The sequence below is a fragment of the Bacteroides caecicola genome (genome assembly GCF_023337095.1).
Lineage (GTDB): Bacteria > Bacteroidota > Bacteroidia > Bacteroidales > Bacteroidaceae > Phocaeicola > Phocaeicola gallinarum.
Genome location: NZ_JAMBLM010000008.1, coordinates 19,889 through 37,782 on the forward strand (window position 1 = coordinate 19,889; position 17,894 = coordinate 37,782).

Here is a 17,894-nt window from a genome sequence, read left to right on the forward strand (position 1 = left end):
GTAAAGTATGACGACTACAACCCCATCCAAACGACTCTTATCTTTAGACGTACTGCGCGGAATGACAGTTTTCGGGATGATTCTGGTAAACAATGCCGGAGGTAAATTGTCCTACGACACCTTGCGTCATTCCGTCTGGAACGGGTTGACTCCTTGCGATTTGGTTTTTCCTTTCTTTCTGTTTATCATGGGAATATCTACCTACATCGCGTTGCGTAAATTTAATTTCCGCCCGTCGGCAAGCGTCATCCGCAAAATTCTGAAACGTACCGTAATTATCTTCTTCATCGGATGGGGAATCTATTGGTTCGAATTTGCTTGTGAAGGCGACTTCTTCCCCTTCGATCACATACGTTTCTTGGGCGTACTGCCGCGCATTGCACTATGTTATGGCATCGTGTCTCTGTTGTCGTTATACGTCGGCCACAATTATTTGAAATGGATTGCCGGAGCCCTGCTGTTGGGATATGCTTTCTTGCTTCAGTTCGGGAACGGATATGCCGCAGACGGTACTAATATCTTGAGCATCATTGATACAAAGATATTGGGTTATGAACATCTGTATCACAAAAGTCCTGTCGATCCGGAAGGATTGGTCAGCACCCTTCCTGCCATCGCTCATACCATTATCGGTTTCCTTTGCGGACGGCTTATTTTAGAGACAAAAGACTTAGAGCAAAAAATAATCAAGCTGTTCGTTGCCGGATTCCTTTTGGCATCATGCGGCTTTTTATTGGTAGAATGGCTACCTTTAAACAAACGTATATGGTCTCCCAGTTACGCATTGGTAACCTGCGGACTGGCAGCCATGTTACAAGCTACGTTACTTTATTTCATCGATGAGAAACAAAAGAAATCATGGTGCAAAACATTCGAAATATTCGGTGTCAATCCATTATTTCTCTATGTGTTGAGCGAACTCACTACCGTAACGCTAAATGTTACGGAACTGAAAACGGTTATCTATGAAGGAATCCACGCCAGTATCAGTGACCCTTATGCCGCCTCAGCCATTTACTCGTTGCTGTTTGTAGGCGTGATGGGGCTTATCGGTTATCCTTTATACAAAAGGAAAATCTACATTAAAATATAACAAAAGCGATGATGAAGAAGCCTACTACATACCTGTTGTTTTTATTGCCGGTTATCGTCTTTACAGCCTGCACGCATCCTGCAACATCCACCGTATCGCTGTTAAGCTACATTGATACGAGGGTGGGCACAGCAGCGAGTGTTACGAAAACCGCAGGCATGTTTGGCAAGCATACCGAAGAATACGGACAGACCATACCGGCTGTTCTCGAACCGAACGGCATGAACTTCTGGACACCTCAAACACAAGATACGGAACTGAAATGCATCGCCCCTTATTACTATCGGGATTCTTTGTTTCAGGGATTCAGAAATTCGCATTGGATCAGTGGAGGTTGTACACAAGACTACGGTTCAATGACCTTGATGCCGCTGGCTGGCAAGTTAAGTTGTACACCTGAAAAACGAGCCACGCTATTTACTCACGACAGCGAAGAAGCCACACCTGCTTACTATTCGGTTTACCTTCCCCACGAACAGATACAAGCAGAAATGACCGGACGTTCACGCTCAGCTATCTTCCGCTTCACATACGGGAAAGAAGGAGATGCTTATCTCGTAGTCAATCCGAACAGCGATGAAGGAGAAGGATATATCGAAGTAGATACGATACATAAGCGAATCTATGGATACAACCCCGTACACCGCATTTATCAGGGATGGGGAGAACCTGCGGGATATAGCGGACATTTTATCATCGAATATCAAAAGAGCATCAGCGATTTCGGTATGTTCCGGAATGACAGTTTATATCCTCAACAAACCAACATACGGTTAGGGAAAGGCATTGGGGCTTACATCCGATTCCACGTAGAAGCCAATGAACAGGTAATGGTCAAAGCAGCCTCATCATTTACCGACAAGGAAGGAGCGATACGGAATCTTACTGACGAAATACCGCATTGGGACTTTGACCTTACCCGCAAAGAACTGACTGAAATATGGGAGCATCATCTTGCCGGTATAGAGATAGAGACTACAGATACCGTTGCCAAACAAAAGTTTTACGGGGCATTATACCGTGCATCTTTTCTTCCGCGCACGTTCAACGATACTGACGGGCGTTACCCGTCGTTCGCTTCGGGAAGCCCGATCCGGCAACTTGCTCAAGGGAAAACCTACTACGAGGATTATAGCATGTGGGATACGTACCGCGCCTTGCACCCGCTCATAAACCTGCTTCATCCTTCTAAGGGAGGAGATATGATGCAGTCATTGGTTTATAAATACGAAGAGGGAGGATGGCTTCCTATTTTCCCATGCTGGAACAGCTATACGGCTGCGATGATTGGCGACCATTGCATTGCGGCGTTAGGAGATGCTTATATAAAAGGAATACGCAATTTCGATATTCAGAAAGCCTACGAAGCCATGAGAAAGAATGCGTTCGAACATCCGGCATCGGAAGAAGATTATAAAAACGGAATGGGACGCCGTGCGTTGGATTCTTACCTGAAATACGGATATATTCCGTTGGAAGACAGCGTACCCGATGCTTTTCATACCAATGAGCAAGTTTCGCGCACGCTGGAATATGCTTATGACGACTTTGTACTTGCACAAGTGGCCCGACTATTGGATAAGACAAAGGACTACGAACAGCTTTCCTCACGTGCGAAAAATTATCGGAACGTCATTGACCCGCGTACGGGATATGCGCAAGGCAGACATGCTGACGGAACTTTTCTGAATGAAACAAATGCGTTCAGCTTTAACCGTTTTATTACCGAAGGTGCCCCTTGTCACTATACATGGTATGTTCCGCAAGACCCGTACGGACTGATGGAATGTATGGGCGGACCAGACAGGTATATAGCCAAATTGGATTCGATGTTCAGCCAACACCGTTATTGGCACGGCAATGAACCTTGCCATCAGGTGGCTTTTATGTTCAACTACGCCGGACAACCGTGGAAAACTCAAAAAGCGGTCCGTCATATCATGGAAACCGAATATGTAAATGCGCCCGGCGGACTTTCAGGGAACGATGACGCAGGACAAATGTCGGCATGGTACGTTTTTGCTGCTTTGGGCTTTTATCCCGTATGTCCGGGAACACCGTATTACGCTTTGGCAAGCCCATCGTTTGAAACGGCTGTCCTTCATCTTGAAAACGGCAATACATTCCGCCTTGTTGCACACCACGCTTCGAAAGAGAACATTTACATACAAGATGCCGTACTGAACGGAAAGCCTTACACACGAAATTACATTACGCACGAAGATATTATAAAAGGAGGAACAATGGTATTTATCATGGGCGACAAACCGAATAAGAAATGGGGTGCAGCCGCCAGTGATTGTCCGCCTCGCATTTTAGAATAACAAGGATTTATTAAAACTTACAAGAAGTCATTGATATATGAAAACAACAAAACTGATATTTTTTCTTCTCAGTGTTTTCATGTTTGCCGCATGTCAACATCACGAAACGCATGTATACAATATCATGGATTACGGTGCTACAGGAGACGGAAAGACTGACGATGCACAAGCGATACAGAAAGCCATAGAAGCCTGTGCGAGCAAAGGAGGAGGTACGGTTCTTGTTCCGGCTGGTCATACGTTTCTGTGCAGTCCGTTCAAACTGTCATCGTATGTAAACTTGCATCTTGAACCGAACTCGCGCCTGCTGGCTCATCCTGACGAAAGTCTTTATACCGAAAGCGCATTCGGAGAAAACCGGGGAGAAGGCATGATGTGGATAAGCGGGAAAGACCTGACGAATGTATCCATCACCGGAACGGGAATAATTGATGGGAACGGAGTTTCGTTTATGGGCAAAGAATTAGACGATTCGTATGAACTGAAACCGATTACCGATTTCGACCCGCGCCCGCATGTATTGACGCTGACCAACGTAGAGAAACTAATTATCCGCGACGTTACGTTCCGGAACAGCGCATACTGGACGGTGCATCTCATTGGTTGCCGGGACGCGCTGATCGACGGTATCTGCATCCGGAACAATTTAAAAATACGAAACGGGGACGGCATTGACGTTGACCATTCAAAAGATGTACGCATATCTAATTGCTTCATCGAATCGGGCGACGACTGTATCTGTTTGAAAAACCGACGGGAGTTTGAACAATACGGGAGTTGTGAAAATATTGTAGTAACAAACTGTACTATGACCTCCCGCTCGTGTGCCATCAAGATTGGTTCAGAGAACATGGATAAAATAAATAACGTTTTGTTTACTAATTGCATCATCAAAGACAGTAACCGGGGTATCGGAATCCAGAATCGTGATGAAGGAACAGTGACAAACGTCGCTTTTACAAACATGATAGTAGACTGCCGCTTATTCTCCGATGTATGGTGGGGAAAAGCAGAACCGATTTACGTCACTTCTTATCCGCGCGCGGTAGGCAACCACAAGGATGCAGGCTGGCGTTTTCCTAAAGGGGCGACACACGGAGCTTGCGGAGAAGTAAGTCAGATTTATTTTAAAAACATTTTGTGTACAAGCGAGAACGGTATCTTCGTGGGAGGAGATACTCCGGAAAAGGTTAACCGTATCTACTTCGACCAAGTTTCGCTCAACTTGCACAAGCGGACGAATTTTGAAGGAGGAACCTACGACAAACGTCCTTGCGAAGGCGAAGATTTTCTGAAAGGAAACACTTACGGTTTTTACTTGCATACTGCTTCAAACATCAAGTTAAGTTCCTGTAACGTTGAATGGGGAGACACACGCCCCGACCATGCCGCAGACAACATAAAAACAATCAATACCTTACAAATAACCGTTACTCCTTAACGCGGAGTGACAGATACCGTTGTGAAACGGACTCATTTCTAAATTCCTTTTTTGCGTGCCGGAAGTTGACAAAAGCTTGTCACTTCCGGCATTTTTCTATTGCGAATCATGTAATTCCTACCCGACAGATTTTTATTTCTATGGGAAAGAATATCTATCCGAAGCGTATACATTTTCCGGCAACCTACGTTTACTGTAAATAAAAACAATGAAGAAAATAATCCTCATTCTGTTGCTTGCCGTACTTGCTTCCTGTGGCAAATACCCGATAAGCGAAACCGAAGACGATAAAGAAAGCCATCCGGTTACTTTCAGTTTGTCTAATGAAAAAGATTTGCTTATCACTTATCCGCTTTCGCTATTCATCTTCAACCATGAAACACAAGAAACCGAGCAAAAAGAAATCGCAGAAAACGATTTGCCAATCCAACTCTTCTTACAACAGGCGGACTATACACTAACACTGTGCTCAGGACTTGCAGAAAGTGTATATGAAGTGTCTGCCAACTCTATAAATCTCCGACAAACCGGTTGTGCCACAACTCCGCTTTTTATAGGAAACACAGCCATTCATCCCGACAAAGAAACAGAAGTAAACCTGACACTTAACCCGGCGGTCGCCTCACTTTATTTTACTTTCCTTTCTCTGCCCGAAACCACAGAATCTGTCATTCTGCATGTTTCGCCCGTCAGTTCGTCTGTTTCGTTCAATGGAGATTATGAAAACGACAATCGGATGTGTACCGTCGAATGCCAAAAGGACGGCAACACATGGACGGCTGGAGAAATCTACGTCTTTCCTTCTGAAAGCACACGGACACGCCTTTCTGTCGAAGTCAAAACAGGCACCGACACGAAAGTCTATAACTACACCTACAAAAAAGCATTACAAGAAGGGCAGCCGTATCGGTTTACCGGAAGTTTTCAGGACGGGATATCACTGGAAGGTGAATTTGAAATAACAGGATGGCAACCCGCCATTGACGTGGAGTTTACATTGGATGAAACAACCGAAGGGGGAGGCAACCAATTACCCGGAACAGACGAAGAAGAAGATTTAGAAACATTCTATGCCGTACAACTCCCCGAAAGCGAATGTATTTGGGGAAGATTTTATGTCTGGAAAACCGATACCGTCATCGCTGACGAAGAAGTTATCGCCACGCTCATCAGTCCCGACCAGTGGTATGTATACGCCGAAGATGCATCTGCCACACTTGCCGGTTATCAAGAAGATGTGTTCGACAACTGGCGCACATTTACTTCCGAAGAAGCCCGCACCTTTCGGGACCAATACGGAGGAGATGTAAACGGATTCAATGAGTTTGTAGAGCCATACGGAATTTACGGATTGAAAAAAGACGGACGTTATCTATGCTGCAACTCCGATTCGACGTTCAGCTTCAGTAACAACCGGATTATAAAGGCAGGAAAAACTGTAAAATACTACCTGCGAGGAGTAAAAAGAGTGAGAATCATTCAAAAGTAATTGCTAAAATTGTCTGTTACATACACAAAAGAGGAAGAATCCTATCAACCTGCGTACAGACTGATAAACGGATTCTTCCTCTCCTCTATCGGAAACAAGCCAATCAAATCAGCTTTTGTTTTTGCAATTCGGCTGCCACCGTTTCAAGTTCATCGTACCAAGCCTGACCAAACTTCCTGACAAGCGGTTCTTTCAGAAACTTATAAACCGGCAGGTTTTCTTTCTTACCCAGCAGAACTGCTGCCTTACAGACGTCCCAGCGGTGGTAATTCACCGCCTTAAACGTACCGTAATCGTCAATACGGATGGGGTAAAGATGACAGGAAACGGGCTTATAGAAATCACAACGTCCTTCGCGGAAAGCCTTCTCAATGGCACAATAACAATATCCGCGCTCGTCATAGCAAGTAAAAACGCAGTCTTTCCCATTTACAATCGAAGTAACCAAATCGCCTTCTTCATCGGTATAAACCACTCCCTGTTTTTCAATAACCGCACGGGCTTCGGGCGACAATTCTTCCCAAATTACCGGAAGCACTTCCTTCAGTTTGTCTACTTCATCCGCTTCTACCGGCGCTCCGGCATCTCCTTCAATACAGCATTTCCCTTTGCAGGCATCCAAATCGCAAAGAAACTTTTCTCTGAACACATCGAAACTTACTACTACATCGCCTATCTGTACCATAGCCAATAAAAAAGTCATTCCGGACAAAGTGAAGAATCTGCCTAAAAACATCTCGCAGATGTATATAAGGCTCTCTGCTTTGCCCGGAATGACAAGTAATAATTTAAATCGTTATCTGATTATTATTTTATCAAATCCTTTCCTGTCATGTCTGCCGGCTGAGGCATTCCCATGATGTGCAGAATAGACGGAGCAACATCGGCAAGCACTCCGTTTTCTACTTTCGCATCCTTGTTCTCAGTTACATACACAAACGGAACCGGATTCAGTGAGTGAGCCGTGTTCGGAGTACCGTCTTCGTTCAAAGCATGGTCGGCATTTCCGTGATCGGCAATGATAATCACTTCGTAGTCGTTAGCTTTGGCAGCTTCTACCGTGTCGCGTACGCAGTTATCGATGGCAACAACCGCTTTTTCGATGGCTTCGTAAATACCCGTATGGCCTACCATATCGCCGTTTGCATAGTTAACAACGATGAAGTCGTACTTCTGAGTATTGATAGCCTCAACCAGTTTATCTTTTACTTCGTAAGCGCTCATTTCCGGTTTCAAATCGTAAGTGGCAACCTTCGGAGAAGGAACCAGAATACGGTCTTCGTTATCGTACGGAGTTTCGCGACCGCCGTTGAAGAAGAACGTTACGTGAGCATATTTTTCTGTTTCTGCGATATGAAGCTGAGTCTTGCCGTTCTTTGACAGGTATTCGCCCAACGTATTTTCCACGTTTTCTTTCGGGAACAAAATATGTACGCCTTTAAACGAAGCATCATACGGAGTCATGCAGTAATACTGCAAGCCCGGAATAGTTTTCATGCCTTCTTCCGGCATGTCTTGCTGCGTAAGTACGATGGTCAACTCTTTGGCACGGTCGTTACGGTAGTTGAAGAAGATAACTACATCGCCTTCCTTGATAGTACCATCGAAGTTGGCATTGTTAATCGGTTTGATAAATTCATCGGTTACACCTTCATCGTATGATTCCTGCATAGCCTGTACCATGTCGGTAGCCTGTTTTCCTTTGCCTTCTACCAGCAAGTCGTAAGCCTCTTTTACACGGTTCCAGCGTTTGTCACGGTCCATAGCATAGAAACGTCCTACGATAGAAGCGATTTTGCCTGCCGATTGTGCACAGTGAGCAGTCAGCTGTTCGATGAATCCCTTACCACTCTTCGGGTCGGTATCACGTCCGTCCATGAAACAGTGGATGAAAGTATTTTCCAATCCGTATTCTTTCGCGATATCACACAGTTTAAACAAATGGTCCAAAGAAGAGTGAACACCGCCGTTTGAAGTCAATCCCATGAAGTGAATACTCTTTCCATGCTCTTTCGCATACGAGAAAGCAGAAACGATTTCCTTGTTATTCAAGATACTGCCGTCTGCACAAGCACGGTTAATCTTCACCAAGTCTTGATAAACGATACGTCCGGCACCGATATTCAGGTGACCTACTTCAGAGTTACCCATTTGTCCGTCGGGCAAACCTACGTTTTCACCGCTTGCCTGAAGTTCAGAATGCGGATAAGTAGCCAGCAGAGAGTCCCAGTAAGGAGTCGGAGTGTTGAAGATTACATCGTCTTTCTTGTGGTCGCCACATCCCCAACCATCAAGAATCATTAAAAGAGCTTTCTTAGCCATAGTTATATTGTTTTTAAAAGTTATACTTAGCTGTATGTTTTCCAACATGCAAAAATACAAAATATCCCGCTGAGCGCGAAACTTTTTACTATTTTTAGTAGGCAGGAACAGGCGATGATGCAAAAAATGCAAAAGTCTCGCCTCAACAAGCGCCATGAACCACACGGCGATGTGAAGAGCGAGACTTCTGCATTCTTTCTATACCCGATATTGTGATTTATCCCACAACAATTAGCCGCGCAAAACGCTTCGGTTAGTGTTTGTTGTTCCATGCGGATAAGTTACCTAACTCTACCCATAGAATTCCTCTGTTCTACGGGTAGAATTTTCAGGCAGATAAGCATCTGTTTATCAAACAAATGCAATTACACTTTCAACTTAATACCCCGGATTCTGCTCCCAGTTGGTATTGGTATTCATAACGCCCGTAGGTATCGGGAAGATACGGCGGTAGAGCTGTGTTTTGGCAGCCGGATTGATGATGTGTTTCCATCCCCAGTCGTCTTCAAACTTACCGAAACGAATCAGGTCGTTGCGTCGCCAGCTTTCATCGGCAAACTCACGTCCGCGTTCGTCGAGAAGGTCATCGAGCGTTACCGAATCCGTTACTTTTTCTTCTGCTCCCACATAGTCGCGAATCTGGTTTATCAACGACATCGGGGTATCCCCGTTTGTGGCAGTAGCTCCGCGCAGGATGGCTTCCGCCTTCATCAGCAACACGTCGGCATAGCGGAAGATAGGCACGTCGTTACTCTGGCTACGCGATTGGGCTGCCGTGGTCTGCAAGTCCATGTAGAATTTGATGGAACGGTAACCCACAGAACGTCCGCCGTGAGGCGTATTGTCTACCCCCATGATTTCGTCTACCGGATTCAAAGGTATGTCGCGCGTCAGAACCACCTGCTGTCCGTCTACCATCCACGGTGTGTCGGTTGCTTCGTAAGTGTACGGGTCGCGCACGTAAAGCGGTCCGCCGATAATGGTTTCATTACGCTCATCGTTAGTCAGACAGAACAGGTCGAGAAAATCCGGAGTAACACCGAAGATACCTCCCACGCTGCTGGGCAAATCCACACCGTAGAAACCGATGTTACCCGAACGGTGTGTCCACCAGCGGGCATAAGTCATACCTTGCTGGGTTTCACGGTCGAAAGGCATGGCGTAAATGAAGTCGCGAATCTGATAACCGTTATCAGGATAAAACTTAGAACGGTAATCGTCGCTCAAGTCAAACCGCCCCGAAGCAATAATCTCGTCGCATACTGCCACAAGGTCGTTCAGCTTCTCGTTCGGCAGGTCGGGTGTATATTGGGTTACATCGCCACAAGTATAAACCGCCCAGTTCAGGTACAGTTTGGCAAGCAAGGCATCCGCCATCCAGCGCGTCGGCATTCCGTAGGTAGAAGCATTCACCTCTTCGCTGAGCTGGTCTCTTACCTCCAGCAACTCTTTTTCAATGAAGCGGGCTATGTCTGCACGCGGAGAACGGTCTATCCTTTCATCGTCTGCCAGCTTATGGTCTAACAGCGGAACATCGCCGTAGCTATCCATCAGCACGAAGAAATAGTAAGCACGCACGGCGCGCAACGATGCGATGGTAGGCGCAACGTTTTCCGCATCTCCGAACTCTGCTATCAGATTGTTACAAGTGGTTATACCTCCCGCCACTGTTTCCCAATAGCCGATGCAGGGGTCGTCCGGCGTCCATGAGTGAAGGAACATGTGGGTATAACGTCCGTTGTCGTAATAATCGTTCGCACCGTATGAGTGTGGAGTTACTTCATCAGACGACAGTGACTGGGCATGGTTATAGTCGCGCGACAACGGGCCACGCATTGCATAATACGCATTGGCAGCTCTTGCCTCACTTGCCAGCTCCGAGTCGGGGAACTCTGTGTATTGTGACTGAATATCCACATCAAGGTCGGTACAGCTTGCGGCGAACGTCAGCAAAGCTGCCGGTAATATTGATTTTAAGTATTTAGTTTTCATAAGACTCTGTTATTTTATTAGAAGTTGATATTAACACCAAACATGAAAGTACGTGTGCGAGGATAAGTCTGGCGGTTGTCGATACCCGGTTCGATACCTCCCAAGTTTACTTCGGGGTCAAGTCCGTCGTAACCGGTTATAGTAAAGACATTATTACAAGTAGCATACAGGCGAAGCCCCTTTACCCATTCATTGATTCTACCAAAGTCATAACCCAATGAAAGGCTTGATAAACGCAGGTAACTGCCGTTTTCCAAATAACGGTCGGAAGGAGCATGTGCGCCACCGTCGGTGATAGGAATATCTGTGAGGTTAGAAGCCAATACGTTCTTTCCGGAAACCACATTACCCACATTGGTCAGATAAGCGCGTGAGGCATTCAAGATTTTGTTTCCGAACACACCTTGAAAGAAAGCTGTCAGAGTCCATTTCTTCCACGTAAACGTATTGTTCCATCCGAGGTTGAGCTTCGGCTGTGCCGAACCCGTAGCTACACGGTCTTTATCTCCCGGAGTGGTTGTGGTTACGTATTCTCCGGTATTCTTGTCTATCCAGCGTCCATTTTCCTGCTGAACGGCGTTGGCATCGGCACCTCCCGCATCAGCGTAAACCGTTTCTACCGTTGATTTATCGTAGGCGTAGAAGTGAGAACGTCCGTCTTTCACTCCTGCCCACTGCCATGTGTAGAACTGTCCGATGGGATAACCTTCCATGATACGCTGGTTGCAGGCGGTTGAATATCCGGCAGCATCTACATTACCTTTATCCATATATTCGGTAGAATACATTTCGTTTGACAGTTTTACCACCTTATTCTTGTTATGCGACAGGTTCAGAGAGGTACTCCACGTAAAATCTTTCGTCTGTACCGGTACGGCATTGATGGTAATTTCGATACCCTTGTTGCTGATTTCGCCCACATTAGCCGTCAGCCAGTTATATTGATAGCGGCTTGTAGATACGGCATAATCGGCAATCAGGTCTTTGGTACGCTTGTCATAATATTCGATTGTTCCGCTCAAGCGGTTGTTGAAGAATCCGAAGTCGATACCGACATTCAACATCCCCGTGCGTTCCCACTTCAAATCGGGGTTGGCATTACGGATAGCACCAAGAATGTGGATGTTTTCAATATCGCCCGACGCATTTACATGTTGGAACCAACCCGTTGAGCCATAAAGCTGAGAAGCTGTAAACACATCAAATCCCAATGAGTTTCCGCTGACACCGTAACCCACGCGCAGTTTCAAATCGTCGAACACATTCAAATCTTTAATGAATTTTTCTTCTGAAAGTCGCCATGCAGCAGAGAAAGACGGGAAGGTAGCCCAGCGGTTATTCTTTCCAAAAGCCGAAGAACCGTCGCGACGGACTGTTGCCTGAAGCAAATACTTACTGTTATACGAATAGTTGGCACGGGCGTAGAAAGAAATCATACGCAAGGTAGACAGGTTATAATCGCCAAAGCCATTCAAATCTACTTTATTCGCCATACCCATGTTGTGATAAGTCAGCGCATCGTTATAGAAATCATAGGTAGTCAACTGGAAACCGTCGTTATCATTTCCTTCTTCCCATGAATATCCTGCCATGACTCCCAACTTATGAACATCGTTAAACGTTTTGTCATAATTCAGATAAGTTTCCAGCACTTTTCTGTTATTGGTTACCGAAGCACGCTGGGCTCTACCGTTCATATTATTAGCAATCAGAGAGTTATGCGTATTATACTTATTGTAATTATACTGCTCGTTCTGATAAGCCAAGCTTAAATTATACACCAGACCATCGATTATCTTTAAAGATGCCTTCGCATTTGCCTGAATACGTTTTGACTCGGTCTTGTCGATATTCTCGCTATACAGCGCTACCGGGTTATAGTTTTGAGAGATACCCGGATCTTCGTACCAGCTTCCGTCTTCGTTACGCACCGGAACAAGCGGAGAATAATAGTACATCGCGTCATAGATACTTGAGCCCTGAGCATCGGCAGGATTTCCGCTGGGAACATTATTCTGATTTGTTACACTTGCATTCAAATTGAACGACAGTGTCAAACGGTCTTTCAAGGCTTTCGTTTCAACAAAAGCACGCCCGATTAAACGGTCCATATCCGTACCCCGGATAGTACCTTGCTGATCCATGAAGTTGATGCTGGCGTTATACACCGTATGCTCGTTTCCTCCGCTAATCGAAACATTATGATTATGGCTGAATCCTACACGTTCTACTTCATCGGCCCAGTTCGTATCATAACCTAAATCGTTGGGCAGCGTCGTATTCTCACCCATCGCAGCGTAACTGCGAAGCTGGTCGGCATTCATCATATCATAATTCTTCATAATCTTATCTATAGCAACATAGCCATTGTAGCTCACTTGGGCGCGTCCAGCCTTGCCTCTCTTGGTTGTAACGATGATAACACCGTTGGCAGCCTTCGAACCGTAGATGGCTGTGGCAGAGGCATCGCGAAGCACATCAATGCTCTCAATGTCATCGGGCGATACCAGCGACAGCGACATGCCCGGAACACCGTCTATCACGTAGTAAGGTTCTTGGGCAGCTCCCTCACGGATGGTAGACGCACCGCGCAGCGTAATAGAAGGAGTAGCATTCGGGTCACTGCTTTGGGTAATGGTTAATCCCGGCACCTTTCCTTGAAGCAACTGAGCCGGATTTGAATAAACACCGATGTTCAAATCTTCCGACTTCACTGTGGTAATAGAGCTTGTAACGTCTTTACGCTGCATACTACCGTAACCCACTACTACGACTTCATCCAGCGTCTGTGTATCTTCGCTCATTACAACGTTGATTACCCGCTGCGTTACTTTCACTTCTTGCGGCGTAAAGCCAATGAACGAGAATACAAGCGTTTTGCCATTCTGTACGTCGATAGAATACTTTCCGTCGACATCGGTAATGTTACCATTCGTAGTACCTTTTTCTACCACGTTGACACCTATCAACGGCATTCCCGACTTATCGGTCACAACTCCAGTCACCTTGTTTTGCGCGAAAATCAAGGTACTGCTCAGCAGAAACATTACGAAGAACAGTTTCCTCATAATTTTCCCCTCCTGTAATAAATGTACATTCAGCATAGAATTCAGTTTTCGTTAATTAATAATAAGGATTTGATTATCTAATTCGGTTACTTTGGTTTCAAACAGAGGTTTTTAAACTTCTTTTTTGGAAGCCCTTAACGCAAATTTGGAATTTTTTATTGATGATAAGGGAGAAAATAGTTCAAAATAAGGGGAAAATAGTAAAGCCCCGCTGTATAGAACTCCTGTGGGGAAGAAATCTGTTACAATATTATTACATGTAATGGAATTGAAATATCCGGGATGGAAGAATGTTTTTCTCCATCAAAACAATAAAGACAACGGCAAGATTACGGCACTTTCTGTCTTTTTTCCAACGCATAAAAACAGAAAGGTTGCCGCAAGAATATGCAACAACCTTAAACAAAAGAAATGTCTTTACCAACGGGGTATTAGAAATCGAAAGAGAGCTGACCGTCACCCAACAAGTTGAAACTCATCCGATGATAAGGAGTGACACCGTAACGGTGAATGGCATCGCGGTGTTTCTTTGTAGGATATCCCTTGTTGTCCTTCCAGTCGTACATGGGATATTCTTCATGAAGCCGATTCATATAATCATCACGATAGGTCTTGGCGAGAACCGATGCCGCAGCTATGGAGAGATACTTGCCATCGCCTTTAACAACCGTGGTGTGTGGGATATCCGGATAGGGATTAAATCGGTTTCCGTCAATTAACAAGTGTTGGGGACGCAAAACAAGCCGATCTATCGCACGGTGCATAGCTAAAAAAGAGGCATTCAGGATATTAATCTTATCTATCTCCTCCGGCAAGACAACACCTACCGCCCAAGCTAAAGCATCACGCTTAATAACCTCACGGAGTTTATAACGCTGATTCTCTGTCAGCTTTTTCGAATCGTTTAACAATTCATTCTTATAGTCGGCAGGCAAAATAACAGAAGCCGCATATACAGCACCTGCCAAACATCCTCGTCCGGCTTCATCACATCCGGCTTCAATCAACCCTTTATGCAAATACGGTAATAACATCTCACACTCTTTTACCGGCAAAGATACGACAGTTTAAGCAATAAAAAAACCGAAGCCCGTTTCGAGCTTCGGTTTTTATCATATAGTGTTTTACAGAATTATTCAGCTTTAGGGGCTTCCTCTGTAACAGTAGCTTCTGCAACAGGTGCTTCAGTAGCTTCAGCAGCAACAGCAGATGCAGATTTCTTAGAACGACGGGTGCGAGTTGCTTTCTTAGCAGCAGTCTTAGCCATGTTCTCATTATAGTCAACCAATTCGATGAAACACATTTCAGCGTTGTCTCCCAAACGGTGACCGGTCTTGATAATACGAGTGTAACCACCCGGACGATCTGCAACCTTTACAGAGATTTCTTTGAACAGTTCAGTAACAACAAACTTGTCTTGCAAGTAGCTGAATACAACACGGCGTGAGTTCGTGGTATCATCCTTCGATTTTGTAATCAGCGGTTCAACGAACTTTTTCAAAGCTTTAGCCTTCGCAACAGTCGTAGTGATTCTTTTGTGCTTAATCAAAGAACATGCCATGTTTGACAGCATTGCATTTCTGTGAGAAGCAGTACGACCTAAATGGTTAAATTTCTTATTATGTCTCATTAGTTTTATTCTTTATCTAATTTATACTTAGAAATATCTGTTCCAAACGACAGATTCAGACTCTCGAGCAAATCATCAAGCTCCGTGAGCGATTTCTTACCGAAGTTACGGAATTTCAACAGGTCGGTCTTATTGAACTGAACCAAATCGCCAAGTGTTTCCACATCGGCAGCCTTCAAACAGTTCAACGCACGCACTGACAAATCCATATCAACCAATTTGGTCTTCAGCAACTGGCGCATGTGCAATACCTCTTCATCGAATTCTTCATTGCCGTCTGCATCTGCAGTTTCCAACGTAATCTTTTCGTCAGAGAAGAGCATGAAGTGATAAATCAATATCTTAGCAGCTTCTTTCAGTGCTTCCTTCGGGTGAATGGAACCATCCGTCGTAATTTCAAGTACCAACTTTTCATAGTCAGTCTTTTGCTCTACACGGTAATTTTCTACCGCATATTTCACGTTACGAATCGGAGTGTAAATAGAATCAATAGGAATTACATTCACATCGGTGCAGAATTCACGGTTTTCATCAGCCGGAACATATCCGCGACCTTTGTTAATTGTAACATCCATTTGAAGAGTTGTTTTTGAATCTAAATGGCAAATAACTAATTCAGGATTTAACACTTCAAATCCGGTCAAATATTTACCAATATCACCTGCCTTAAATTCAGTAGAATTTTCAACGGTAATGCTTACTTTTTCGTTTTCAAATTCTTCAACTACTTGCTTGAAGCGTACTTGCTTCAGGTTCAAGATAATGTTAGTAACATCTTCTTTTACTCCCGGAATGGTAGCAAACTCATGTTCTACACCATCGATACGAATCGTATTGATAGCATAACCTTCCAATGAAGAAAGAAGAATACGGCGCAAAGCATTACCTACGGTAATACCGAAACCGGGCTCCAGCGGACGAAATTCAAATTTACCGAATTTGGAATCCGCTTCCAACATTAATACTTTATCAGGTTTTTGAAATGCTAATATCGCCATGAAATTAATTATTATTTAGAGTACAATTCAACGATCAAGTGTTCTTTAATGTTTTCAGGAATGTCGGCTCTTTCAGGAACATGCAACATTTTACCCGTCTTAGAGTTTTCATCCCATTCCAACCAAGGATATTTGCTGTGATTGAAACCAGCCAATGAGTTTGCGATAACTTCCAAAGACTTTGATCTCTCACGAACACCTATCAACTGTCCCGGTTTTACTGCGTATGAAGGAATATTAACCACTTTACCATCTACAGTAATGTGCTTATGTCCGACCAATTGACGGGCAGCAGCACGTGTCGGAGCAATACCCAAACGGAACACAACGTTGTCTAAACGAGATTCAAGGCCCTGCAACAAAAGTTCACCGGTAATACCGTTCATTCTTGCAGCCTTTTCAAACATGTTACGGAATTGTTTTTCCAATACTCCGTAAGTATATTTTGCTTTCTGCTTTTCAGCCAGCATGACACCGTATTCAGAAGTTTTTCTACGGCGGTTATTTCCATGCTGTCCGGGAGGATAGTTTTTCTTAGATAAAACTTTATCTGCTCCAAAGATTGCTTCACCAAATTTACGTGCAATTCTTGTTTTTGGTCCAGTATATCTAGCCATTTCTTTTTAATGTTTAATTGTTACTCATGAACTCAATTTGTTGCAGCCGCGATTACAGAAAGGAAATGCAATCCATTATTAACAAAATCAAGTTACATCTAATTAAAATAGGTTACCTTTATTATACTCTTCTTCTCTTCGGAGGACGACAACCATTGTGCGGCAACGGAGTTACATCAATAATTTCAGTAACTTCAATTCCTGCACCGTGCACAGTTCTGATAGCAGACTCACGTCCGTTACCCGGTCCTTTTACGTAAGCCTTCACCTTTCTCAGGCCAAGATCATACGCTACTTTTGCACAATCCTGAGCGGCCATTTGCGCTGCATAAGGAGTATTCTTCTTAGAACCTCTAAATCCCATCTTACCTGCTGAAGACCATGAGATAATCTGACCTTCACTGTTTGCTAAAGAAACGATGATGTTATTGAATGAAGAATGAACGTGCAACTGTCCATTAGCATCAACCTTCACATTTCTTTTTTTAGCTGCGACTGTTTTTTTTGCCATATTAACAATTATTATTTAGTAGCTTTTTTCTTATTTGCAACGGTTTTCTTTCTTCCCTTACGTGTACGAGCATTATTCTTGGTGCTCTGACCTCTAACGGGCAGACCCAAACGGTGGCGTATGCCACGATAACAGCCAATATCCATCAAACGTTTGATGTTCAATTGGATTTCTGAACGAAGATCACCTTCCACTTTATATTCAGCACCAATGATTTCACGGATTTTAGCTGCCTGATCATCAGTCCATTCCATAACTTTCAGGCTACGGTCAACACCTGCTTTATCCAAAATTTTTGCTGAACTACTGCGTCCGATACCATAAATGTATGTCAACGCAATCTCGCCTCTCTTATTCTGAGGCAAATCTACACCAACTATTCTTATAGCCATATACTAAGATTATTTTT

Annotated in this window: 14 protein-coding genes; 4 read left to right on the top strand and 10 right to left on the bottom strand. The window is 44.4% G+C overall.

Features of this window, described 5'->3' with window-relative positions; genetic code table 11:
• Positions 1-7: 7 nt before the first annotated feature.
• The 4 genes from M3085_RS09115 (at position 8) to M3085_RS09130 (ending at position 6,347) form a co-directional block, all read left to right on the top strand.
• Complete coding sequence (locus tag M3085_RS09115) at positions 8-1,093, top strand: acyltransferase family protein (RefSeq protein ID WP_204499477.1); 1,086 nt, start codon at positions 8-10, stop codon at positions 1,091-1,093.
• Positions 1,094-1,104: 11 nt separating this feature from the next.
• Positions 1,105-3,417 carry a GH92 family glycosyl hydrolase gene (locus tag M3085_RS09120; protein WP_249052910.1) on the top strand — a complete coding sequence of 771 codons (2,313 nt, stop codon included), beginning with the start codon at positions 1,105-1,107 and terminating at the stop codon, positions 3,415-3,417.
• Between the two features lie 79 nt (positions 3,418-3,496).
• The gene (locus M3085_RS09125; protein ID WP_249052911.1) at positions 3,497-4,858 is read left to right on the top strand and encodes a glycoside hydrolase family 28 protein; all 1,362 of its coding nucleotides are present in this window, start codon (positions 3,497-3,499) and stop codon (positions 4,856-4,858) included.
• Positions 4,859-5,066: 208 nt separating this feature from the next.
• Positions 5,067-6,347, top strand: a complete 1,281-nt coding sequence (locus M3085_RS09130) for a FimB/Mfa2 family fimbrial subunit (protein WP_249052864.1) — start codon at positions 5,067-5,069, stop codon at positions 6,345-6,347.
• A 103-nt stretch (positions 6,348-6,450) separates the two neighbouring features.
• On the opposite strand, the gene M3085_RS09135 is transcribed toward M3085_RS09130, so the two are convergent.
• The 10 genes from M3085_RS09135 to rpsM all read right to left on the bottom strand — a co-directional run bounded on the left by M3085_RS09135 (position 6,451) and on the right by rpsM (position 17,877).
• Positions 6,451-7,032, bottom strand: a complete 582-nt coding sequence (locus M3085_RS09135; protein ID WP_191710254.1) for a DUF3109 family protein — start codon at positions 7,030-7,032, stop codon at positions 6,451-6,453.
• A 122-nt stretch (positions 7,033-7,154) separates the two neighbouring features.
• Complete coding sequence (gpmI, locus tag M3085_RS09140) at positions 7,155-8,669, bottom strand: 2,3-bisphosphoglycerate-independent phosphoglycerate mutase (RefSeq protein ID WP_178256865.1); 1,515 nt, start codon at positions 8,667-8,669, stop codon at positions 7,155-7,157.
• A 378-nt stretch (positions 8,670-9,047) separates the two neighbouring features.
• Positions 9,048-10,661, bottom strand: coding sequence for a RagB/SusD family nutrient uptake outer membrane protein (locus M3085_RS09145; protein ID WP_178256866.1), 1,614 nt, complete (start codon positions 10,659-10,661; stop codon positions 9,048-9,050).
• A 17-nt stretch (positions 10,662-10,678) separates the two neighbouring features.
• The gene (locus tag M3085_RS09150; protein ID WP_249052865.1) at positions 10,679-13,765 is read right to left on the bottom strand and encodes a SusC/RagA family TonB-linked outer membrane protein; all 3,087 of its coding nucleotides are present in this window, start codon (positions 13,763-13,765) and stop codon (positions 10,679-10,681) included.
• Positions 13,766-14,160: 395 nt separating this feature from the next.
• Entirely contained in the window at positions 14,161-14,763 is a 603-nt protein-coding gene (locus tag M3085_RS09155) for a ribonuclease HII (protein WP_249052866.1), read from the bottom strand.
• Positions 14,764-14,861: 98 nt separating this feature from the next.
• Positions 14,862-15,359, bottom strand: a complete 498-nt coding sequence (gene rplQ / locus M3085_RS09160; RefSeq protein ID WP_191710231.1) for a 50S ribosomal protein L17 — start codon at positions 15,357-15,359, stop codon at positions 14,862-14,864.
• 5 nt (positions 15,360-15,364) lie between these two features.
• Entirely contained in the window at positions 15,365-16,357 is a 993-nt protein-coding gene (locus M3085_RS09165) for a DNA-directed RNA polymerase subunit alpha (RefSeq protein WP_191710230.1), read from the bottom strand.
• Positions 16,358-16,368: 11 nt separating this feature from the next.
• Positions 16,369-16,974, bottom strand: a complete 606-nt coding sequence (gene rpsD / locus M3085_RS09170) for a 30S ribosomal protein S4 (protein WP_191710229.1) — start codon at positions 16,972-16,974, stop codon at positions 16,369-16,371.
• 121 nt (positions 16,975-17,095) lie between these two features.
• Positions 17,096-17,485 (bottom strand): 30S ribosomal protein S11, encoded by a 390-nt coding sequence (rpsK, locus tag M3085_RS09175; protein WP_007567382.1) that lies wholly within the window; start codon positions 17,483-17,485, stop codon positions 17,096-17,098.
• Positions 17,486-17,496: 11 nt separating this feature from the next.
• Positions 17,497-17,877, bottom strand: a complete 381-nt coding sequence (gene rpsM / locus M3085_RS09180) for a 30S ribosomal protein S13 (protein ID WP_191710228.1) — start codon at positions 17,875-17,877, stop codon at positions 17,497-17,499.
• Between the last annotated feature and the right edge of the window lie 17 nt (positions 17,878-17,894).

Coding starts and splice junctions, on each gene's coding strand:
- rpsM (WP_191710228.1), bottom strand. CDS start 17,877: ATGGCTATAAGAATAGTTGGTGTAGATTTGCCTCAGAATAAGAGAGGC.
- rplQ (WP_191710231.1), bottom strand. CDS start 15,359: ATGAGACATAATAAGAAATTTAACCATTTAGGTCGTACTGCTTCTCAC.
- rpsK (WP_007567382.1), bottom strand. CDS start 17,485: ATGGCAAAAAAAACAGTCGCAGCTAAAAAAAGAAATGTGAAGGTTGAT.
- M3085_RS09120 (WP_249052910.1), top strand. CDS start 1,105: ATGAAGAAGCCTACTACATACCTGTTGTTTTTATTGCCGGTTATCGTC.
- M3085_RS09165 (WP_191710230.1), bottom strand. CDS start 16,357: ATGGCGATATTAGCATTTCAAAAACCTGATAAAGTATTAATGTTGGAA.
- M3085_RS09150 (WP_249052865.1), bottom strand. CDS start 13,765: ATGCTGAATGTACATTTATTACAGGAGGGGAAAATTATGAGGAAACTG.
- M3085_RS09135 (WP_191710254.1), bottom strand. CDS start 7,032: ATGGTACAGATAGGCGATGTAGTAGTAAGTTTCGATGTGTTCAGAGAA.
- M3085_RS09130 (WP_249052864.1), top strand. CDS start 5,067: ATGAAGAAAATAATCCTCATTCTGTTGCTTGCCGTACTTGCTTCCTGT.
- M3085_RS09145 (WP_178256866.1), bottom strand. CDS start 10,661: ATGAAAACTAAATACTTAAAATCAATATTACCGGCAGCTTTGCTGACG.
- M3085_RS09115 (WP_204499477.1), top strand. CDS start 8: ATGACGACTACAACCCCATCCAAACGACTCTTATCTTTAGACGTACTG.
- M3085_RS09155 (WP_249052866.1), bottom strand. CDS start 14,763: ATGTTATTACCGTATTTGCATAAAGGGTTGATTGAAGCCGGATGTGAT.
- M3085_RS09125 (WP_249052911.1), top strand. CDS start 3,497: ATGTTTGCCGCATGTCAACATCACGAAACGCATGTATACAATATCATG.
- rpsD (WP_191710229.1), bottom strand. CDS start 16,974: ATGGCTAGATATACTGGACCAAAAACAAGAATTGCACGTAAATTTGGT.
- gpmI (WP_178256865.1), bottom strand. CDS start 8,669: ATGGCTAAGAAAGCTCTTTTAATGATTCTTGATGGTTGGGGATGTGGC.